Source organism: Arthrobacter sp. AFG7.2 (assembly GCF_002892835.1).
Lineage (GTDB): Bacteria > Actinomycetota > Actinomycetes > Actinomycetales > Micrococcaceae > Arthrobacter.
The window spans coordinates 203,928-220,060 of sequence record NZ_PJMB01000007.1; the positions used below are offsets into that span (position 1 = coordinate 203,928).

Annotated in this window: 15 protein-coding genes; 5 read left to right on the plus strand and 10 right to left on the minus strand. The window is 66.0% G+C overall.

Annotation, left to right across the window (positions count from 1 at the left end):
* Positions 1–158: 158 nt before the first annotated feature.
* From CXX84_RS13935 to CXX84_RS13950, 4 genes are read left to right on the plus strand one after another with little or no spacing between them, the layout of a single operon-like run.
* On the plus strand, positions 159–818 hold the full coding sequence (locus CXX84_RS13935) for a GntR family transcriptional regulator (RefSeq protein WP_102977309.1): 660 nt from the start codon (positions 159–161) through the stop codon (positions 816–818).
* Positions 811–2,331: an MmgE/PrpD family protein gene (locus CXX84_RS13940; RefSeq protein WP_102977310.1), complete on the plus strand. Its 1,521-nt coding sequence runs from the start codon at positions 811–813 to the stop codon at positions 2,329–2,331. Before CXX84_RS13935 ends, CXX84_RS13940 begins: the two co-directional genes overlap by 8 nt.
* On the plus strand, positions 2,331–3,236 hold the full coding sequence (prpB, locus tag CXX84_RS13945) for a methylisocitrate lyase (protein ID WP_102977311.1): 906 nt from the start codon (positions 2,331–2,333) through the stop codon (positions 3,234–3,236). Before CXX84_RS13940 ends, prpB begins: the two co-directional genes overlap by 1 nt.
* A gap of 59 nt (positions 3,237–3,295) precedes the next feature.
* A complete protein-coding gene (locus CXX84_RS13950; protein ID WP_102977312.1) occupies positions 3,296–4,435 on the plus strand; it encodes a bifunctional 2-methylcitrate synthase/citrate synthase in 1,140 nt (379 codons plus the stop codon).
* A 110-nt stretch (positions 4,436–4,545) separates the two neighbouring features.
* On the opposite strand, the gene CXX84_RS13955 is transcribed toward CXX84_RS13950, so the two are convergent.
* Positions 4,546–5,034 carry an 8-oxo-dGTP diphosphatase gene (locus CXX84_RS13955; protein WP_102977313.1) on the minus strand — a complete coding sequence of 163 codons (489 nt, stop codon included), beginning with the start codon at positions 5,032–5,034 and terminating at the stop codon, positions 4,546–4,548.
* A 75-nt stretch (positions 5,035–5,109) separates the two neighbouring features.
* Between CXX84_RS13955 and CXX84_RS19160 the strand changes: the two genes are divergently transcribed.
* Positions 5,110–5,268: a hypothetical protein gene (locus CXX84_RS19160; RefSeq protein WP_189337600.1), complete on the plus strand. Its 159-nt coding sequence runs from the start codon at positions 5,110–5,112 to the stop codon at positions 5,266–5,268.
* Between the two features lie 48 nt (positions 5,269–5,316).
* Here CXX84_RS19160 and xerD read toward each other — a convergent pair whose 3' ends face one another.
* The 9 genes from xerD to CXX84_RS14000 form a co-directional block, all read right to left on the minus strand.
* Positions 5,317–6,339 carry a site-specific tyrosine recombinase XerD gene (gene xerD, locus CXX84_RS13960; RefSeq protein ID WP_189337597.1) on the minus strand — a complete coding sequence of 341 codons (1,023 nt, stop codon included), beginning with the start codon at positions 6,337–6,339 and terminating at the stop codon, positions 5,317–5,319.
* Positions 6,339–7,001, minus strand: coding sequence for an NUDIX domain-containing protein (locus tag CXX84_RS13965; protein ID WP_102977315.1), 663 nt, complete (start codon positions 6,999–7,001; stop codon positions 6,339–6,341). Before CXX84_RS13965 ends, xerD begins: the two co-directional genes overlap by 1 nt.
* 22 nt (positions 7,002–7,023) lie before the next feature.
* Positions 7,024–8,793: a CTP synthase gene (locus tag CXX84_RS13970; protein WP_102977316.1), complete on the minus strand. Its 1,770-nt coding sequence runs from the start codon at positions 8,791–8,793 to the stop codon at positions 7,024–7,026.
* A 110-nt stretch (positions 8,794–8,903) separates the two neighbouring features.
* Positions 8,904–10,643, minus strand: coding sequence for a DNA repair protein RecN (recN, locus tag CXX84_RS13975; protein ID WP_102977317.1), 1,740 nt, complete (start codon positions 10,641–10,643; stop codon positions 8,904–8,906).
* Between the two features lie 4 nt (positions 10,644–10,647).
* A complete protein-coding gene (locus tag CXX84_RS13980) occupies positions 10,648–11,673 on the minus strand; it encodes an NAD kinase (RefSeq protein WP_102977318.1) in 1,026 nt (341 codons plus the stop codon).
* A 13-nt stretch (positions 11,674–11,686) separates the two neighbouring features.
* Positions 11,687–12,502 (minus strand): TlyA family RNA methyltransferase, encoded by an 816-nt coding sequence (locus tag CXX84_RS13985; protein WP_102977319.1) that lies wholly within the window; start codon positions 12,500–12,502, stop codon positions 11,687–11,689.
* The gene (locus CXX84_RS13990) at positions 12,502–12,801 is read right to left on the minus strand and encodes a hypothetical protein (RefSeq protein ID WP_102977320.1); all 300 of its coding nucleotides are present in this window, start codon (positions 12,799–12,801) and stop codon (positions 12,502–12,504) included. The genes CXX84_RS13985 and CXX84_RS13990 overlap by 1 nt, the downstream gene beginning before the upstream one ends.
* 9 nt (positions 12,802–12,810) lie before the next feature.
* Entirely contained in the window at positions 12,811–13,800 is a 990-nt protein-coding gene (locus CXX84_RS13995; RefSeq protein ID WP_102977321.1) for an HAD-IIA family hydrolase, read from the minus strand.
* Between the two features lie 3 nt (positions 13,801–13,803).
* Positions 13,804–15,678: a hypothetical protein gene (locus tag CXX84_RS14000; RefSeq protein WP_102977322.1), complete on the minus strand. Its 1,875-nt coding sequence runs from the start codon at positions 15,676–15,678 to the stop codon at positions 13,804–13,806.
* Positions 15,679–16,133: the final 455 nt, after the last annotated feature.

A 16,133-nucleotide genomic window follows, 5' to 3' on the forward strand; every position in this document is an offset into this window, starting at 1 on the left:
ACGACGTTGTGTTGACGCCATGCTAGCCGGTGACGGTGAGCTGTCACAAGAGGTCTGTATACATGAAGCGCTTAAAAGTGCTTTCCGTCGTTCTTTCTACTGCTTTTTCTGCCGGTTGTGTATACACTGAAGGGGTCGAATACCGAAGGGAGGCAACGATGCGCGCCAGTGACAGGGCTTATGCCGCCTTACGTGACGACATCACCGAGTGGCGCCTCCTGCCAGGCACGGTGCTGGCGGAAGTGGAACAGTCAGAACGCCTTGGTGTCTCCCGCACTCCGCTGCGGGAGGCGCTCAGCAGGCTCACGGCGGAAGGACTGACGACGACGGCCGGCGGCCGCGGCGTCGTGGTCACCGACGTTTCGCTCGATGACATCGATGAACTATTCGAGCTTCGGGAAACACTGGAGTGCAAAGCCGCAGCCCTTGCCGCCGAACGTGGCGATGCAGCCGTCTTCCTGCAGCTGCATAAGGAACTCCTTGAAGCTCCGGCCCTGATTGACAGCAACGACCCGGGACGGCACGCCTACTACGATCTCGCGGGACGCCTCGACGCCGCCATCGACGCCGCCGTGTCCAACTCATACCTGGCCCAGGCCATGCGCGGGCTTCGCGTGCACCTGGTCCGCGTGCGCCGGCTGGCAGCAGACGACGCGCAACGGCTCACGTCCGCTGCAGCCGAGCACGCAGCGATCGCCGAAGCTATTGCTGCCCGCAATCCGCGCCTGGCGGAGGCCGCCACTATCCTCCACCTGCACCGAAGCCTTTCGCACGTCAAAAACACGCACACACCTCATGACAAGGAGCACCATGGTTAAGGAACACCACGTCCGGGTTTACAAGAGCGAGGAAAACCTGCCCCGCGAGGAGCAGCTTGCTTACAAGATCGCGATGGTCGCCACCGATCCCGTCGCGGTCACGGCAGAGGTCACCGACATGGTGATCAACCGGATTATCGACAACGCCTCGGTGGCCATTGCGTCCCTGAACCGTGGCCCGATTGTGGCAGCCCGTGCCCAGGCCCTGGCCCACGGACCCAGCACCGGTGGCAAAGGCGCCAACGTGTTTGGCATCGGCGAGCGCGTTTCACCCGAGTGGGCGGCATGGGCCAACGGGGTGGCGGTACGGGAACTGGATTACCATGACACCTTCCTCGCGGCCGACTACTCACACCCGGGAGACAACATCCCGCCGATCCTTGCTGTCGCGCAGCATGCAGGGTCCAGCGGGCAGGACCTCATCCGCGGCATCGCCACCGGGTACGAGATCCAGGTAAACCTGGTCAAGGCCATCTGCCTGCACAAGCACAAGATTGACCATGTGGCGCATCTTGGCCCGTCTGCAGCGGCGGGCATCGGCACCCTGCTGGGGCTCGACGTCGAGACTATCTTCCAGTCGGTCGGCCAGGGCCTGCACACCACCACCGCAACCAGGCAGTCCCGCAAGGGCGAGATCTCCACGTGGAAGGCGCACGCGCCGGCGTTCGCGGGCAAGATGGCCGTGGAAGCAGCCGACCGTGCAATGCGGGGACAGACCTCCCCCGTGCCCATCTATGAAGGTGAGGACGGCGTCATCGCCTGGCTGCTGGATGGTCCGGAGGCCTCCTACCTGGTCCCGCTGCCCGAGGCCGGGGAAGCCAAGCGCGCCATCCTGGACACCTACACGAAGGAACATTCCGCCGAGTACCAGGCACAGGCCTGGATTGACCTGGCCCGGAAACTCAACCGTGAGCACCCCGAAGCCACGGACGCGGCCAACGTGAAGTCCGTCCTGATCAGGACGAGCCACCACACCCACTACGTCATCGGTTCCGGGGCCAACGATCCCCAGAAGTACGATCCGAAGGCCAGCCGGGAAACCCTGGACCACTCCATCCCGTACATCTTCACGGTCGCCCTGCAGGACGGTGCCTGGCACCACGTTGACTCCTACTCCCCGGAGCGCGCCGGACGGCCGGACACCGTGGACCTGTGGCAGAAGGTCAGCACCGAGGAAGACCCCGAGTGGACCCGCCGTTACCACTCGCTGGACATCTCCGAGAAGGCCTTCGGCGGTTCCGTGGAGATCGTCCTTACCGACGGCACCGTCATTACGGACGAAATCGCCGTCGCTGACGCCCATCCCCTCGGCGCCCGTCCCTTCGCACGCGCTGAATACATCAACAAATTCCGGACCCTGGCCGCAGGCCTCGTGGAGGAAGCTGAAATCGAAAGGTTCCTGGCCGCCGTCGAACGCCTCCCCGAACTGGCGGCCGGCGAACTTGACCAGCTGAACATCGCTGCCGCCCCCGGCGTCATCGATCCGGCCGCCGCACCGAAGGGCCTGTTCTGATGCTGTATTCCAAGACCACCCCCGAGCAGAAGCGGCTTCGCTTCCGGGAGCTTCTGGCATCCGGCACCATCCAGCAGTTTCCCGGTGCCTTCAGCCCGCTCTCGGCCCGGCTCATCGAGGAAAAGGGCTTCGCGGGGGTGTACATCTCCGGCGCAGTCCTCGCCAACGACCTCGGGCTGCCGGACATCGGCCTGACCACCCTCACGGAGGTAGCCACCCGCGCCGGGCAGATCGCCAGAATGACGGACCTGCCCGCCATCGTTGATGCCGACACGGGCTTCGGTGAACCCATGAACGTGGCCCGTACCGTCCAGGAGATCGAGAATGCCGGCCTGGCCGGCCTGCACATTGAGGACCAGTTCAACCCCAAGCGCTGCGGTCACCTGGACGGGAAAAACGTGGTGGACCTGGAGACAGCCACGAAGCGTATCCGTGCTGCTGCGGATGCCCGCCGGGATCCCAACTTCCTGATCATGGCCCGTACCGATATCCGGGCAACAGACGGACTGGCAGCGGCGCAGGAACGGGCCAAAGCACTCGTGCAGGCCGGCGCTGATGCAATTTTCCCCGAGGCGATGGCCACCCTGGACGAGTTCCAGGCCATCCGTGACGCCGTGGACGTGCCCATCCTGGCCAACATGACGGAGTTCGGGAAGAGCGATCTCTTTACGGTGGACCAGCTGGCAGCAGTGGGGGTGAACATGGTGATTTATCCGGTCACCCTGCTCCGTAGTGCCATGGGCGCTGCTGAGCGTACGCTGGACTCGATCAAGGCTGAGGGAACGCAGGAGGCACAGGTTGGCAGCATGCTGACCCGTGCGCGGTTGTACGATCTCGTCGATTACGAGGCCTACAACCGTTTCGACACCGGGGTCTTCAATTTCCAGGTCCCGGGCAAGCACTAAAGGACCACCGCCGGCCGCGGCCGGCATCCGAAAGGCGACAGGAACAAGGGAGTTTCAGCATGGCTGAACAGGACATCAAAAAAGGTCTCGCCGGCGTCGTAGTGGATTACACGTCCGTTTCGAAGGTCAACCCGGACACCAACTCACTGCTGTACCGCGGCTACCCGGTCCAGGAGCTCGCGGCACGGTGCAGCTTTGAGGAAGTCGCGTACCTGCTTTGGAACGGCGAACTGCCCAGTGGGGACCAGCTCTCGGAGTTCACGGCAAGGGAGCGGGCGGGGCGTGCCCTGGACCCCGTGGTCAAGCAGGTCATCGACGCGCTGCCCACCAGCTCGCATCCCATGGATGTCTGCCGGACGGCAGCGTCAGTGCTGGGAGCCAGGCACCCGCTGGCCGAGGACTCCTCGCGCGAAGCCAACGTGGCAAAGGCGGTGGACCTGTTCGCGGCGATGCCGGCTGTTGTGGCCTATGACCAGCGGCGCAGGCACGGCCAAACCGTGGTGGAGCCCCGTGAGGACCTGGGCTACTCCGCCAACTTCCTGTGGATGGCCTTTGGCGAGGAACAGGTACCGGAAGTCGTGGACGCCTTCAACGTCTCCATGATCCTGTACGCCGAGCACAGCTTCAACGCCTCGACCTTCACCGCGCGGGTGATCACCTCAACGCTCTCGGACCTGCATTCGGCGGTCACCGGTGCCATCGGTGCGCTGAAAGGTCCGCTGCACGGCGGTGCCAACGAGGCCGTCATGCACACCTTCGACGAGATCGGCATCCGGCCGGAGGAATCCCTGGAAGAAGCGGCAGCGCGCGCCAAGGCCTGGATGGAGAACGCCCTCGCCCAAAAGAAGAAGGTGATGGGGTTTGGCCACCGCGTCTACAAGCACGGCGATTCGAGGGTGCCCACCATGAAGGCCGCCCTGGACAAGATGATCGCGCACTACGGCCGGCCGGAACTGCTGGGCCTCTACCAGGGGCTCGAGACTGCCATGGACGAGGCCAAGGCCATTAAGCCCAACCTTGACTACCCGGCAGGACCGACCTACCACCTCATGGGCTTCGACACCCAGACGTTTACTCCCCTGTTCGTCGCCAGCCGCATTACGGGCTGGACGGCGCACATCATGGAGCAGCTGGACTCGAACTCGCTGATCCGGCCTTTGAGCGAGTACAACGGGGAAGAGGAACGGCACCTGCCGTAGGCCTCACGTCCCGGCTGGGCTGCCCCTTCCTGATGGAAGGCGCGACGGCGAAGATTCCGGCGGCGGCCAGGTCACCCAAGTGACCTGGCCGCCGTCGCTCTTCCCGGGAATTACTGCTGGAAGAGAACGCTTTCGGAGGAGGCGACGGCTTCGTTGTCGTCGTCCATGGTCACCACGATGTTGACCTTCCCACCTTCAAGGACCACCGGCAGCCAATGGTCCGCGTCCTGCCACATCCGGTCCACAGGGAGGGTGGCGGTACTGAACCAGGCGGGGGCGATCTCCATGCTTTCGGCCGGTTCGCCGTCCCACCGCGCCGCTGTGAACAGCCGGGTGTCCATGTTCCACTCGGGCTTGGCGGGAAACACGAACCGCACCACGCCCGCATCCCTGAGGTCCTCGAGCCGCAGCACCACATCGGCTTCTTCACGCACTTCCCGGATCGCCGCGTCCGCATCGCTCTCCCCCGCTTCCACATGGCCTCCGATGCCGACAATCTTTCCCCGGCCAAAGCCGGTTTTTTTCAGCCCGAGCAGCACCTCCGGCCCGGAATCCCCGTCGCGGAGCAGGAAGCAGAGAGTAACCCTTGCTGCAGTCATGCGCTCAAGCCTAGGGGGTCCATCAGTTGTCCGCGAGGAAGCGCCAAGGCTCGCTGACTGTGCCAAGCTCCAGGTGTGGCTCCCGAAACTGCACCAGAAATGCGGCCGGCCCGTGTCTCGGCCATTGACGCCCGCCTGGCACATCCGGGACTGATGCTGCTCGCCGGGATGGGCACTTCAGTGCTCGCTTTCCTGCTGGGGCCGGTGGAACTCACCATCGAAGCGCTGCTTTAGCACTGCGGGCCGCGTCTCCAGTCGATCCAAGGCAGTGTCAGGCAGACCTCAGCCGAGTGCCCGCGGGTGGGCTGCCGCATAGATCTCGCGCAGGGTGTCGGCCGTGACCAGGGTATAGACCTGGGTGGTGGTCACCGAGGCATGGCCCAGCAGCTCCTGGACCACGCGAACGTCGGCCCCGCCTTCCAGCAGGTGGGTTGCGAAGGAATGCCGGAGGGTGTGCGGCGAGACGTCCTTGGTGATGTTCGCTTTCCCGGCTGCGGCCTTCAGGATGGTCCAGGCACTCTGGCGGCTGATCCGGCCGCCACGGGCGTTCAGGAACAGGGCCGGGGTACCCTTTCCCTTGGCCGCGAGCAGGGGCCTGCCGCGCACCAGGTAGGCTTCCAGCGCCCTGGCACCGTAAGAACCAAGGGGCACCAGCCGTTCCTTGGACCCCTTGCCGAAGAGCCGCACAATGGCCGGACCGGATTCGGCGGGATCGAGGGAAATGTCGTCCACGTCCAGGCCCACTGCCTCACTGATCCGGGCCCCCGTGGAGTACAGGAATTCGAGGAGGGCACGGTCCCGCAGCCCCGTGGCGGTGTCTGTTCCTGCTGCTTCGAGGATCCTGGTGACTTCGTCCACGCTGATGGCCTTCGGCAGCCGCTTCCCGGCCATGGGCGGGTGGACTTCACTGGCGGGATCTGTAGGGGTGAAACCCTCCAAGGCCCAGAACTTGTGGAGTCCGCGGACTGCCACGACTGTCCTGGCGGCGGACCTCACGCCCAGGGAAGAACCGCCGTCGGACCCGTCGGCAAGCGCCCGGACGTATCCGGTGACGTGGTGGCGGGTGATGTCCTCGGGGCGCCCGCAGCCGGACGCTGCAAGGTACCGCGCGTAACGGGTGAGATCGCGCCGGTAGGCAGCCAGGGTATTGGCGGCCAGCCCGCGTTCCACGCCCATGTGCTGGAGGTAGTCGGTTATCCCGCGGTCAACGGCCGTGGGCGGAGAAACAGGGGGCGCGGAGTCCGGGGCCGGAGCGCCGGGAGCCGGTTGCACTGCAACGGGTTCTGCGGAGGGAGATGGAACCATCAGCGCTGGCTGGGGTGTGCCGGCCAGGGCGCGTCCGCGGGACGAAGCCCTTCATACCCGGCCGCACGTGCGGCCGCGGCTGCCAGGATCCCGACGACGGCGGACGGGTTGTGGAGCCGTCCGGCAAGCACCGACTCCACGGCGTCGTCGAGCTTGATCCAATGGAACTCGATCTCGGCCTCCTCGTCCGTCCGCTCATGGCGTTCATGGTGCGGGACGTCGGTCAGGTCCCGGGCCAGGTAGATCCTGATGGCCTCGCTGGAGGAACCTGGCGAGTTGAAGAAGTCGGCCAGGACGTTCCAGGTGCCCGCGGCAAGATCGGCTTCTTCGGCCAGTTCGCGCGCTGCCCCTACCACGAAGTCTTCGCCTTCAATATCGAGCAGCCCGGCAGGAATTTCCCAAAGGTCCATGCCCACGGGGTGCCGGTACTGCTTGAGGAGGAGGATCTCGCCGTCGTCATTCATGGGCAGGACGGCGACTGCCCCGGGGTGGTCAATGTAGTCGCGGGTCAGGGCCCCGCCCGTTTCCTGCAGCTGGAAGCTGTCGCTGACCACGTCCCAGATCCGGCCTTCGTAGACCTTCTCAGTAGACAAAAGACGGCGCGGGCTCGGTGCATCCGAAACCTGCTTCACAGCAGGCGTGGTTTCAGGTGTACCGGGCATCGCGCCGTCCTTTTCTGTTGAACTACTTAGCGGCTACCGTACCGGACTGCTCTGTGTCCGGTGCGCCGGCGTCCAGGGAGGCGGCCGTGTCGGAGGCCTCCTGGTGGTTCAGCGCCGCCTTGACCAGGCCTGCGAACAGCGGGTGCGGGCGGGTGGGGCGCGAGCTCAATTCGGGGTGCGCCTGGGTGGCCACGTAGTACGGGTGGACAGCGGCGGGAAGCTCAACGAACTCCACGAGCTTGCCGTCCGGGGACGTGCCGGAGAAGACCAGTCCTTCGGCTGCGATCTGCTCGCGGTATTTGTTGTTGACCTCGTAGCGGTGGCGGTGGCGTTCACTGACGGTGGTCTTGCCGTAGGTTCCGGCGATGACCGAGCCTTCGTCGAGCTTGGCTTCGTAGAGGCCCAGGCGCATGGTGCCGCCCAGGTCGCCGCGGCCTTCGACGAACTCCAGCTGCTCTTCCATGGTGGCAATAACCGGATACTTGGAATCCGGTTCGAACTCGCTGGATGAAGCGCCTTCAAGTCCCACCACGTTGCGGGCGTATTCGATCACCATGCATTGCAGGCCCAGGCAGAGTCCCAGGACAGGCAGCTTGGTTTCGCGGGCGAACTTCAGCGCACCGAGTTTGCCCTCGAGGCCGCGGATGCCGAAGCCGCCGGGGACGCAGATGGCGTTGACACCGTCGAGGGCCTTGATGGCGCCCTCACGGGTTTCGCATTCATCGGACGGAACCCAGCGGATCTTGACCTTGGTGTCGTTGGCGAAGCCGCCCGCGCGCAGGGCCTCAGTCACCGACAGGTAGGCGTCGGGCAGGTCGATGTACTTGCCTACCAGTGCGATCTCCACGTGGTGCTTGGGGTTGTGCACGGCTTCGAGCAGCTTGTCCCAGCTGGTCCAGTCCACGTCCTTGAAGGGAAGGTCAAGGGCGCGGACGATGTACGAGTCCAGGCCCTGGGTGTGGAGGGTCTTGGGGATGTCGTAGATGCTGGGAGCATCGGCGGCGTTGACCACGGCATCGATGTCGACGTCGCACATACGGCCGATCTTTTCGCGCATCGCATCGGGTACTTCGCGGTCCGAGCGGATGACGATCGCTTCGGGCTGGATACCGATGGAACGCAGGGCAGCAACGGAGTGCTGGGTGGGCTTGGTCTTCAGCTCCTGGGACGGTCCGATGTAGGGCACCAGCGAGACGTGCAGGAAGAAGACGTTGGTGCGGCCGATGTCCTGGCGCACCTGGCGGGCCGATTCGAGGAACGGCTGGGACTCGATGTCACCTACGGTGCCGCCGATTTCGGTGATGATGACGTCCGGGGCGTTCTTGACCTCGGCGGGCAGCCGCATGCGGCGCTTGATCTCATCGGTGATGTGCGGGATGACCTGGACTGTGTCGCCGAGGTACTCGCCGCGACGTTCCTTGGCTATCACGGTGGAGTACACCTGGCCGGTGGTCACGTTCGCCGAGCCCTCGAGGTTTTCGTCCAGGAAGCGCTCGTAGTGCCCGATGTCCAGGTCCGTCTCAGCGCCGTCGTCGGTGACGAAGACTTCGCCGTGCTGGAAGGGGTTCATGGTGCCCGGATCCACGTTCAGGTACGGATCGAGCTTCTGCATAGTTACAGACAGGCCGCGTGCACGCAGCAGATGACCGAGGCTTGAAGCCGTCAGTCCCTTACCGAGCGAGGACGCCACACCACCGGTTACGAAGATGTGTTTGGTCGTCTTGGATGAGCCCGGGAACCGGGAATTTACACGGGAATTTGATCGCTGCACCACGGAATTCGAGCTTATCATCATTTGAGCCTTCCCCGGATCGCTGATTGGCTTCCCAAACCGTCAAGTCTGCCCTTCGGCTGCCTGCCGGGCAAGGGCGCATGCGGCAAGAGGCCGCGCCCTGCCGGCTCTCAGGCCCGCTGCGGCAGCAGTTTCGCGTCGTCCAGCAGTTCCTGCGCGTGGGCCTGCGCCGACTCGGAGTCCTCCTGGCCGGCCAGCATGCGGGCCAGTTCCCGGACCCGTTCCGGACCGTCCAGGAGGCGGACGTCACTCGAGGTGAACCCGGTGGCGGTTCCGCCGTCGGCTCCCCTGACGGAGGTCTTGGTCACGGTGATGTGCTGGTCCGCGAAGGCGGCCACCTGGGGCAGGTGCGTCACCACCAGCACCTGGACGTGGCGGGCCAGCATGGCGAGCCTGCGCCCGATCTCGACGGCGGCGCGGCCGCCCACGCCCGCGTCCACCTCATCGAAGACGAACGTGGGAACGGGATCCACCGCTGCCAGCACCACCTCGATGGCGAGCATGACGCGGGAGAGCTCGCCGCCGGAGGCACCTTTGCCCAGCGGCCGGGCGGGTGCGCCGGAGTGCGGCTGCAGGAGGAAACTGATGTCGTCCGCGCCGTGCGGTCCCAGCTGGCCGCCCGATTCGAGGTTGATGACCAAGGTGGCATCAGCCATGGCCAGGGCCTTGAGCTCCGCGCTGACGCGGGCGGAAAGGTCCTTGGCGGCCTTGGCCCTGATCTTGCTGATGGCGGCAGCCTGCTTTTTCAGGTCCGCTTCGGCGCGGACTACCTCGGCGTCCAGCGTTTCAATCCGGGTTGAGTCGTCCTGCAGTTCGTCAAAGCGAACGCGGGCGTTTTCCGCCCAGACCAGAACCTCGTCGATGGTGGGGGCATACTTGCGGACGAGCTTTGCCAGGGCCGCCCTCCGGTCCTCGATTTCCGCGAGCCGTTCCGGCCCTTCGGTGTCCAGGCCTGCCTGGTAGCTTGCCAGTTCCGTGGCGATATCGTTCAGCAGGAAGCCCACCTCGGCCAGGCGCGAAGCAGCAGACCCCAGTTCCGCGTCGTGTTCGGCAACATGCTCCAGCGTCCGCTTCGCGGCATCCACAAGGGTGGTGGCGTCCCCGGCTTCGCCAAAGTCCTCGGCAATCAGGGCCTGGTGTGCTGTGGTGGCGGCGATGCGAAGCTCCTCCACGTTGGCCAGCTTCACCGCTTCAGCCTTGAGCAGTTCGTCCTCCCCCGGCTGCGGGTCCACCTCATAGATTTCCGCCAGGGCCGTCTGCAGGGATTCCGCTTCCCGCAGCCTGTCACGGGCAGCGTTGCGGAGTGCATCGAGCTCGGACTGGCTGGCTTTCCAGTGGCTGTAAAGATCCTGGTAGGCGTCAAGCGGACCGGCAAGCGCCTCCCCGGCGAACTTGTCCAGGGCACCCCGCTGGGCTGCGGCTCCCTTGAGCCGGATCTGATCCGACTGGCCGTGGACCACCACCAGCGTCTCGCCGATTTCGGCGAGGACTCCCACGGGCGCTGCCCTGCCGCCCAGGTAGGCACGGCTGCGCCCGTCCGACCCGAGGCGGCGGGCCAGGATCAGCTCTGCTCCGCCGTCGAACTCTTCCGCCTCTGCGCCGGCCTCCAGGGCGCGGGCGATGGCGGGGTGGCCGGCGTCGAGCCTGAGGACTGCCTCGGCCGCGGCGCTCTTCGCGCCGCTCCTGACTGCTCCGGCGTCCGAGCGCGCGCCCAGGAGGAGTCCGACGGCGGTGACCACCATCGTCTTGCCGGCACCGGTCTCACCGGTCACCACACTCAGGCCCGGCCCAAGCGGCAGCGTTGCGTCGGTGATGACGCCAAGGTCGCGGATTCTCAGTTCTTCAAGCATGGCTTCACTTTGCGGTGGACGGATCGGTATCGGCTTCGGGCCGGCCCGGGGGCGGCACCTGCAGCGGGGGCATGGGCCGCGGTGTCCTGACGATGGGTATGGGGCCGGTGTGGACAGCTTCTGCCTTGGGCACGGGGCCGCGCCAGCCGTGGATCGGCAGCTCGAACTTGCGGACCAGCCGGGCTGAGAACGGCGTCTGGTGCGTGCGCGCCAGCCGCACGGGCGTGGCGGATTTGGTGACTTCCACCCTGGCGCCCGGCGGCAGGTCCACGGACCGCCGGCCGTCACACCACAGGACGCCCTGCGCCTCTGTCCGGCTCAGGACCTCCACCGCGAGCCGGGAACGGGGCGAGACCACCAGCGGTTTGGCGAAGAGCGCATGGGCGCTGATGGGGACTATTACCAGCGCCTCCACCTCAGGCCAGACGACAGGTCCACCGGCAGAGAAGCCGTAGGCAGTGGAACCTGTAGGGGTGGCAAGGACGATGCCGTCACAGCCAAAGGAGGTGAGGGGTCGTTCGTCCACTTCGGTGACCACTTCGAGCATGCGTTCCCGGTTGGCCTTCTCGATGGCGGCCTCGTTCAGCGCCCACGTGTGCCAGATCTTCTGGCCGCGGACCCACACCTGGACATCGATGGTCATGCGCTCTTCCACGGTGTACTCGCGGCTGGCGATCCAATCGACGGTCTGTGCCAGGTCTGCCCGCTCGCTTTCGGCAAGGAAGCCCACATGGCCAAGGTTGACGCCCAGCAGCGGCACGTCCACTTCCCGGACCAGCTCGGCCGCGCGCAGGATGGTTCCGTCGCCGCCGAGGACCATCACCAGTTCCACGTCGGGGAGCTGGACATGGTCGTGGAGGACTTCCACGGGCTGGGCGAGGTGTCCGAAAAACCGTTCCATGTCGTCGAGTTCGGACTCCTGCATCACCGGCACGATGCCTGAGGCGTGCAGGAGGGCGCACGCTTCCCAGGCGGCCTTCAGCGAGTCCTCGCGGCCGGTATGGGCAAGGACCAGTACACGCCTGCTCATCAGGTTCCGCTCTCTAGTGGTTCGGCCAGATACGTCCGAGCAAGGCAGCGGCTGCTGCCTCCCGCTCTTCGATCTTAGGCAAGTCTTTGCTCATACTGCGTTTTATCCACAGGAAGTATTCAACGTTTCCGTCCTGGCCGGGCAGGGGGCTGACCGCCAGGCCGCACAGGTCCAGCCCGGCGTCGAGCGCTGCCCTGGCTACTTTCTCCACTGCCATCCGGCGTTCCCGCTCCGATGTGACCACTCCGGTGCGGCCCAGGCGGTCCTTGCCGATCTCGAACTGCGGCTTCACCATCAGCACCAGGTCCCCTCCCGGCTCAGTGCACTGTGCCAGCGGCTGGACCACCAGGGTGAGGGAGATGAAGGACAGGTCAGCCACGGTGAGCTCCGCCGTGCCGCCGATATCTGCTGGCGACATGTAGCGGACGTTCACTCCCTCGTGGACTTCCACGCGGGGATCGTCCCGGAGCTGGGGCACCAGCTGGCCGTGTCCGACGTCGACCGCCACCACCTGCGCGGCGCCGCGCCTCAGCAGCACGTCGGTGAAGCCGCCGGTGGAGGCGCCGGCGTCGAGGCACCTTTTACCATCCGGTGTGATCTCCGGGAAGGCGTCAAGCGCGCCGGCCAGTTTGTGCCCTGCCCGGCTTACGTAGGTGTCCCGTTCGTCGTGGTCGACTTCCAGGGGCCTGTCCTCGTCCACCTGGAGTGACGCTTTGGCGAGGACCTGCCCTGCGGAGCTGACCTTGCCCTCGGCGACCAGGGCGGCCGCGTGCGTGCGGGACCTTGCGAGGCCGCGGGCAACAAGGGCCTGGTCGAGGCGTGCCGGCATCAGGCAGCGCCGCCCGCCGGGTTGCTGACGGTGCGGGCAGCAGTAGTGGGGTGACTGTCTGCGGGATCACTGTCTGCGGGAACACTGTCTGCGGGAACACTGTTCAGTGCGGCCAGCAGTTCATCGTGGAGTCGGTTGTAGGCACTTTCGTGGTCACTTACGGGAACCTTCGGCAAGGCGTCCAGCCGCGCCAGGGCATGCAACACCACGGGGTCTGTGACTCCCGTATCCGTGGTGTCAGGCCAGTCCGGGGAAAGCTGGGCTGGTGCGGACTCGTCGGGGTGGCTCAGCTCAGTCATTCGACCAGTCTAGTGATCCAGCCATACCAGTTTGGGAGCCTGGGGCGTGGGGGCGTCAGGGGTAGCGGCCCACCATGCGGCGCAGGCTGCACGCCAGGAGTCGAGGTTGTCCTGGCTGCCAATGATGCCCACCGCGCCGTTGGCTACGCGGGCCGTAGCCTCGCCGCACACGTACGTGTCGTCGTCGTGCTTCACTTCCGGGTACGGCCGGTGCAGCTCCGCGAGGTCGTTGATGATGTAGTCCGGCCGTTCAGCAGCACGGGCGGCCAGGATGGTCTGACGGGTATCCACGCCGGTCAGTACCGCCACCGTGGCGAATCCTGCATTGTTGCCGCCCAGGATGTCAGTGTCCAGCCGGTCACCCACCACCAGGGGCCGTTCCGCGCCAAGCCGTTTGGCTGCCGAATGGAAGAGCGGAGCCTCGGGTTTGCCGGCCACGCGGGGTGTCTTGCCGGTTGCAGCCGCGACAGCTGCCACCAGGGTCCCGTTTCCAGGGGCAATGCCGCGGGCCTGGGGTATGGACATGTCGGTGTTTGTGGCCACCCAGAGGGCGCCCGCATTCACAACGTAGGTGGCTTCGGCCAGGTCTTTCCACCCAATTTCGGGGTTGAAGCCCTGGACAACTGCCACCGGGTCCTGGTCCTGGCTGTACACCGGAACCAGCCCGACGAGTTCGATCTCCGCGGCCAGGGCCGGGCTGCCGGTAATCAGGATCCGGGAGCCGGGCACCAGCATGGACGCCAACAGTTCCGCGGCGGCCTGCGAGGAACTCACCACCTGGTGGTCGTCGGCAGGTGCCCCGAGTTCCCTGAGATGGGCCGCTACCTGGGCCGGGGAACGGGACGCATTATTGGTCACGTAGCCCAGCCCAATACCGGCGCCGGAGAGCCGCTTCAGCGACTCAATGGCACCGGGGATGGCATGCGGGCCGGCGTAGACCACGCCGTCCAGATCGGCCAGGAGTGCGTCGAACCGGGAGATCAGGGCAACGTCCGTCATTCGTCAGTCTTCCCGGCGGTCCTGCTGGTCCCCGGCCTGGTGGTCAGCGGCGTCCGCGGTGTCAAATGCTTCATCCTGTTCGCCCTCAGCACTGTCTGCGGCCATGTCGGACGACTCCAGCTCGTCGCGCTCCACCGAGTCCTCGTCCGATTCGGCGTCATCGGAGACGAAGTAGTCGGCTTCCTGGTCGTCTATGCTGCCGTCCTGCGGCTCAGTGGCCAGGGCGGCTTGGGGCGCGGCCTCAGCCGCAGTGACAGCCGATGCGGCCTTGGGGGCGGTGTCGGATGCCTGGGACGCGCGCTCGAGCAGGCGGCGGCGCTCGGCTTCCTCCCTGGCCTCTTCCTCTTCGTCCCAGCCGAGGTCGATGATGTCAGGCTCTTCATCCACACCCTGGCCCAGTGCGTTTTCGGCAACCACGGCCTGCTTCCGCCATTTCTCGGCTTCGGGCTCGCGCCCCACACCGGCAAGGGCATCAGCGTAGGCGCGGAACAGCCGGGGGCTGTAGGAGAACGCCCGGTTGATGTCCAGCTGGGGAATTTCCAGTTCGGCTACTGCAGCGTCGAGCTGGCCCAGGTCGGTCCTGGCGCCTGCTGCCACAATCGCGAGTTCGGCTTTGCCGGGGGCGTCCAGGTCCTGGGCTTCCTCGGAGCGTGCCACGTCCAGGGCGCGGTCCGGGCGTCCCAGCCCGCGCTCACAGTCAGCCATGACCGGAAGGTGGACGTTCGAGCCGCTGATGCGGCGGTATGTGCGGAATTCCCGGAGGGCTTCGCCATAATGGCCGGCTGCGTAGGCAGTGAGTCCAACAGCTTCGCGGACCGCTGCCAGCCTGCCGCCTCTCCGGCTGGCGGCGAGGGCGTGCTGGAAGGCGAGTTCCGGTTCTTCATCGATCAGCCGGCCGGCCATCACCAGGTGGCGTGCGACCCACTCCGCGCTCTTTGCTTCCAGGGTCTTGATTTGGTGCTGGGTGGCGCGGTCAAGCTCTTTGCCCGTGACGTCCTCGTCGATCTCCGGCGACCGCTCGCGGTCCGGACGGTTGGCGCTGCGGAGGTCGCGGACGTTGGGTTCGCGAACGGGCCGGTCTTCCTGGCGGTCCCTTCCAAAGGTGCGGGGACCTGCGTCGCCACGGCCGGGGCCACGGTCGAAACTGCGGGGTGCGCGGTCCGGGCGGTCGCTGCGGGCGGGCCGGTCGCTGCGCTCTCCGAAGGGCTTCCGGTTTTCTCCCCCGCCGAAACCGCGACGGTCGCCTTCGCCGTCACGGCGCGGACGGTCACCAAAAGACTTATCCCGGTCACCGTAGGGCTTGCGCTCTCCGCCACCGAACGGCTTGCGTTCTCCGCCACCAGCAAAGGGCTTCCGGTCCCGGTCGCCGAAAGGCTTACGCTCTCCCCCGCTGAAACCGCGACGGTCGCCTTCGCCGTCACGGCGCGGCCGGTCACCAAAGGACTTATCCCGGTCACCGTAGGGCTTGCGCTCTCCGCCACCAGCAAAGGGCTTCCGGTCCCGCTCGCCGAACGGCTTACGCTCTCCCCCGCCGAAACCGCGACGGTCGCCTTCGCCGTCACGGCGCGGCCGGTCACCAAAAGACTTATCCCGGTCACCGTAGGGCTTGCGCTCACGATCACCGAACGGCTTGCGCTCCCCGCCACCGAAACTACGACGGTCGCCTTCACCATCACGGCGGGGACGATCACCGAACGGCTTCTTGTCCCGGTCGCCGAACGGCTTACGCTCGCCACCACCAGAGCCACGTCCGGTGGTGTCGCCGCTGTCGCGGTTGGGGCGGGAACGGAATCCGCGGGGGTCGCCGCCGGAATTGTTGTTGCCGCGGAACCCGCCGCGGTCATTTCCGCCGCGGTTGCCCCCGTTGTGCTCAGCCATGTGGATTCCTCCTGTTGTGAGCTGACCACTGGCGCAACTGCAGCCGCTCGTATCCGTGTTTCGTTTCCTACGCAACCCGAAATCAAGCGCTTCGAAGTCCGTACATCTTCATCAATTCTAGTGGAGTTGCCCAACCTGGCAGGACCGGGCAGGGCCAGGGAGCAGCATCGTGGGAATATTCACAACGCCCCGTCACCTCCTGCGGGTTTGGGCGTGACGCCCCGTCAGCTCCTGCGGGTTGTGGCGTGACGGCCGGCGTCTTGGAGGGGTGTTCGACGGCGGTGCTGCCGCGGGAGGTTGTGCAGGGTGCAGGCGATCCCCAACGGCCCGGTATCTTCGGCCGTTGGGTGTCCTTGGTGGTGGTGGGTGTTAAATGTGGGAGGCCCCAACCGTGTGGTTGGGGCCTCGACCTAATGGTTGTCCGGCGGTGACCTACTCTCCCACACCCTCCCGGG

Coding starts and splice junctions, on each gene's coding strand:
- CXX84_RS13935 (WP_102977309.1), top strand. CDS start 159: ATGCGCGCCAGTGACAGGGCTTATGCCGCCTTACGTGACGACATCACC.
- CXX84_RS13940 (WP_102977310.1), top strand. CDS start 811: ATGGTTAAGGAACACCACGTCCGGGTTTACAAGAGCGAGGAAAACCTG.
- prpB (WP_102977311.1), top strand. CDS start 2,331: ATGCTGTATTCCAAGACCACCCCCGAGCAGAAGCGGCTTCGCTTCCGG.
- CXX84_RS13950 (WP_102977312.1), top strand. CDS start 3,296: ATGGCTGAACAGGACATCAAAAAAGGTCTCGCCGGCGTCGTAGTGGAT.
- CXX84_RS13955 (WP_102977313.1), bottom strand. CDS start 5,034: ATGACTGCAGCAAGGGTTACTCTCTGCTTCCTGCTCCGCGACGGGGAT.
- xerD (WP_189337597.1), bottom strand. CDS start 6,339: ATGGTTCCATCTCCCTCCGCAGAACCCGTTGCAGTGCAACCGGCTCCC.
- CXX84_RS13965 (WP_102977315.1), bottom strand. CDS start 7,001: ATGCCCGGTACACCTGAAACCACGCCTGCTGTGAAGCAGGTTTCGGAT.
- CXX84_RS13970 (WP_102977316.1), bottom strand. CDS start 8,793: ATGATAAGCTCGAATTCCGTGGTGCAGCGATCAAATTCCCGTGTAAAT.
- recN (WP_102977317.1), bottom strand. CDS start 10,643: ATGCTTGAAGAACTGAGAATCCGCGACCTTGGCGTCATCACCGACGCA.
- CXX84_RS13980 (WP_102977318.1), bottom strand. CDS start 11,673: ATGAGCAGGCGTGTACTGGTCCTTGCCCATACCGGCCGCGAGGACTCG.
- CXX84_RS13985 (WP_102977319.1), bottom strand. CDS start 12,502: ATGCCGGCACGCCTCGACCAGGCCCTTGTTGCCCGCGGCCTCGCAAGG.
- CXX84_RS13990 (WP_102977320.1), bottom strand. CDS start 12,801: ATGACTGAGCTGAGCCACCCCGACGAGTCCGCACCAGCCCAGCTTTCC.
- CXX84_RS13995 (WP_102977321.1), bottom strand. CDS start 13,800: ATGACGGACGTTGCCCTGATCTCCCGGTTCGACGCACTCCTGGCCGAT.
- CXX84_RS14000 (WP_102977322.1), bottom strand. CDS start 15,678: ATGGCTGAGCACAACGGGGGCAACCGCGGCGGAAATGACCGCGGCGGG.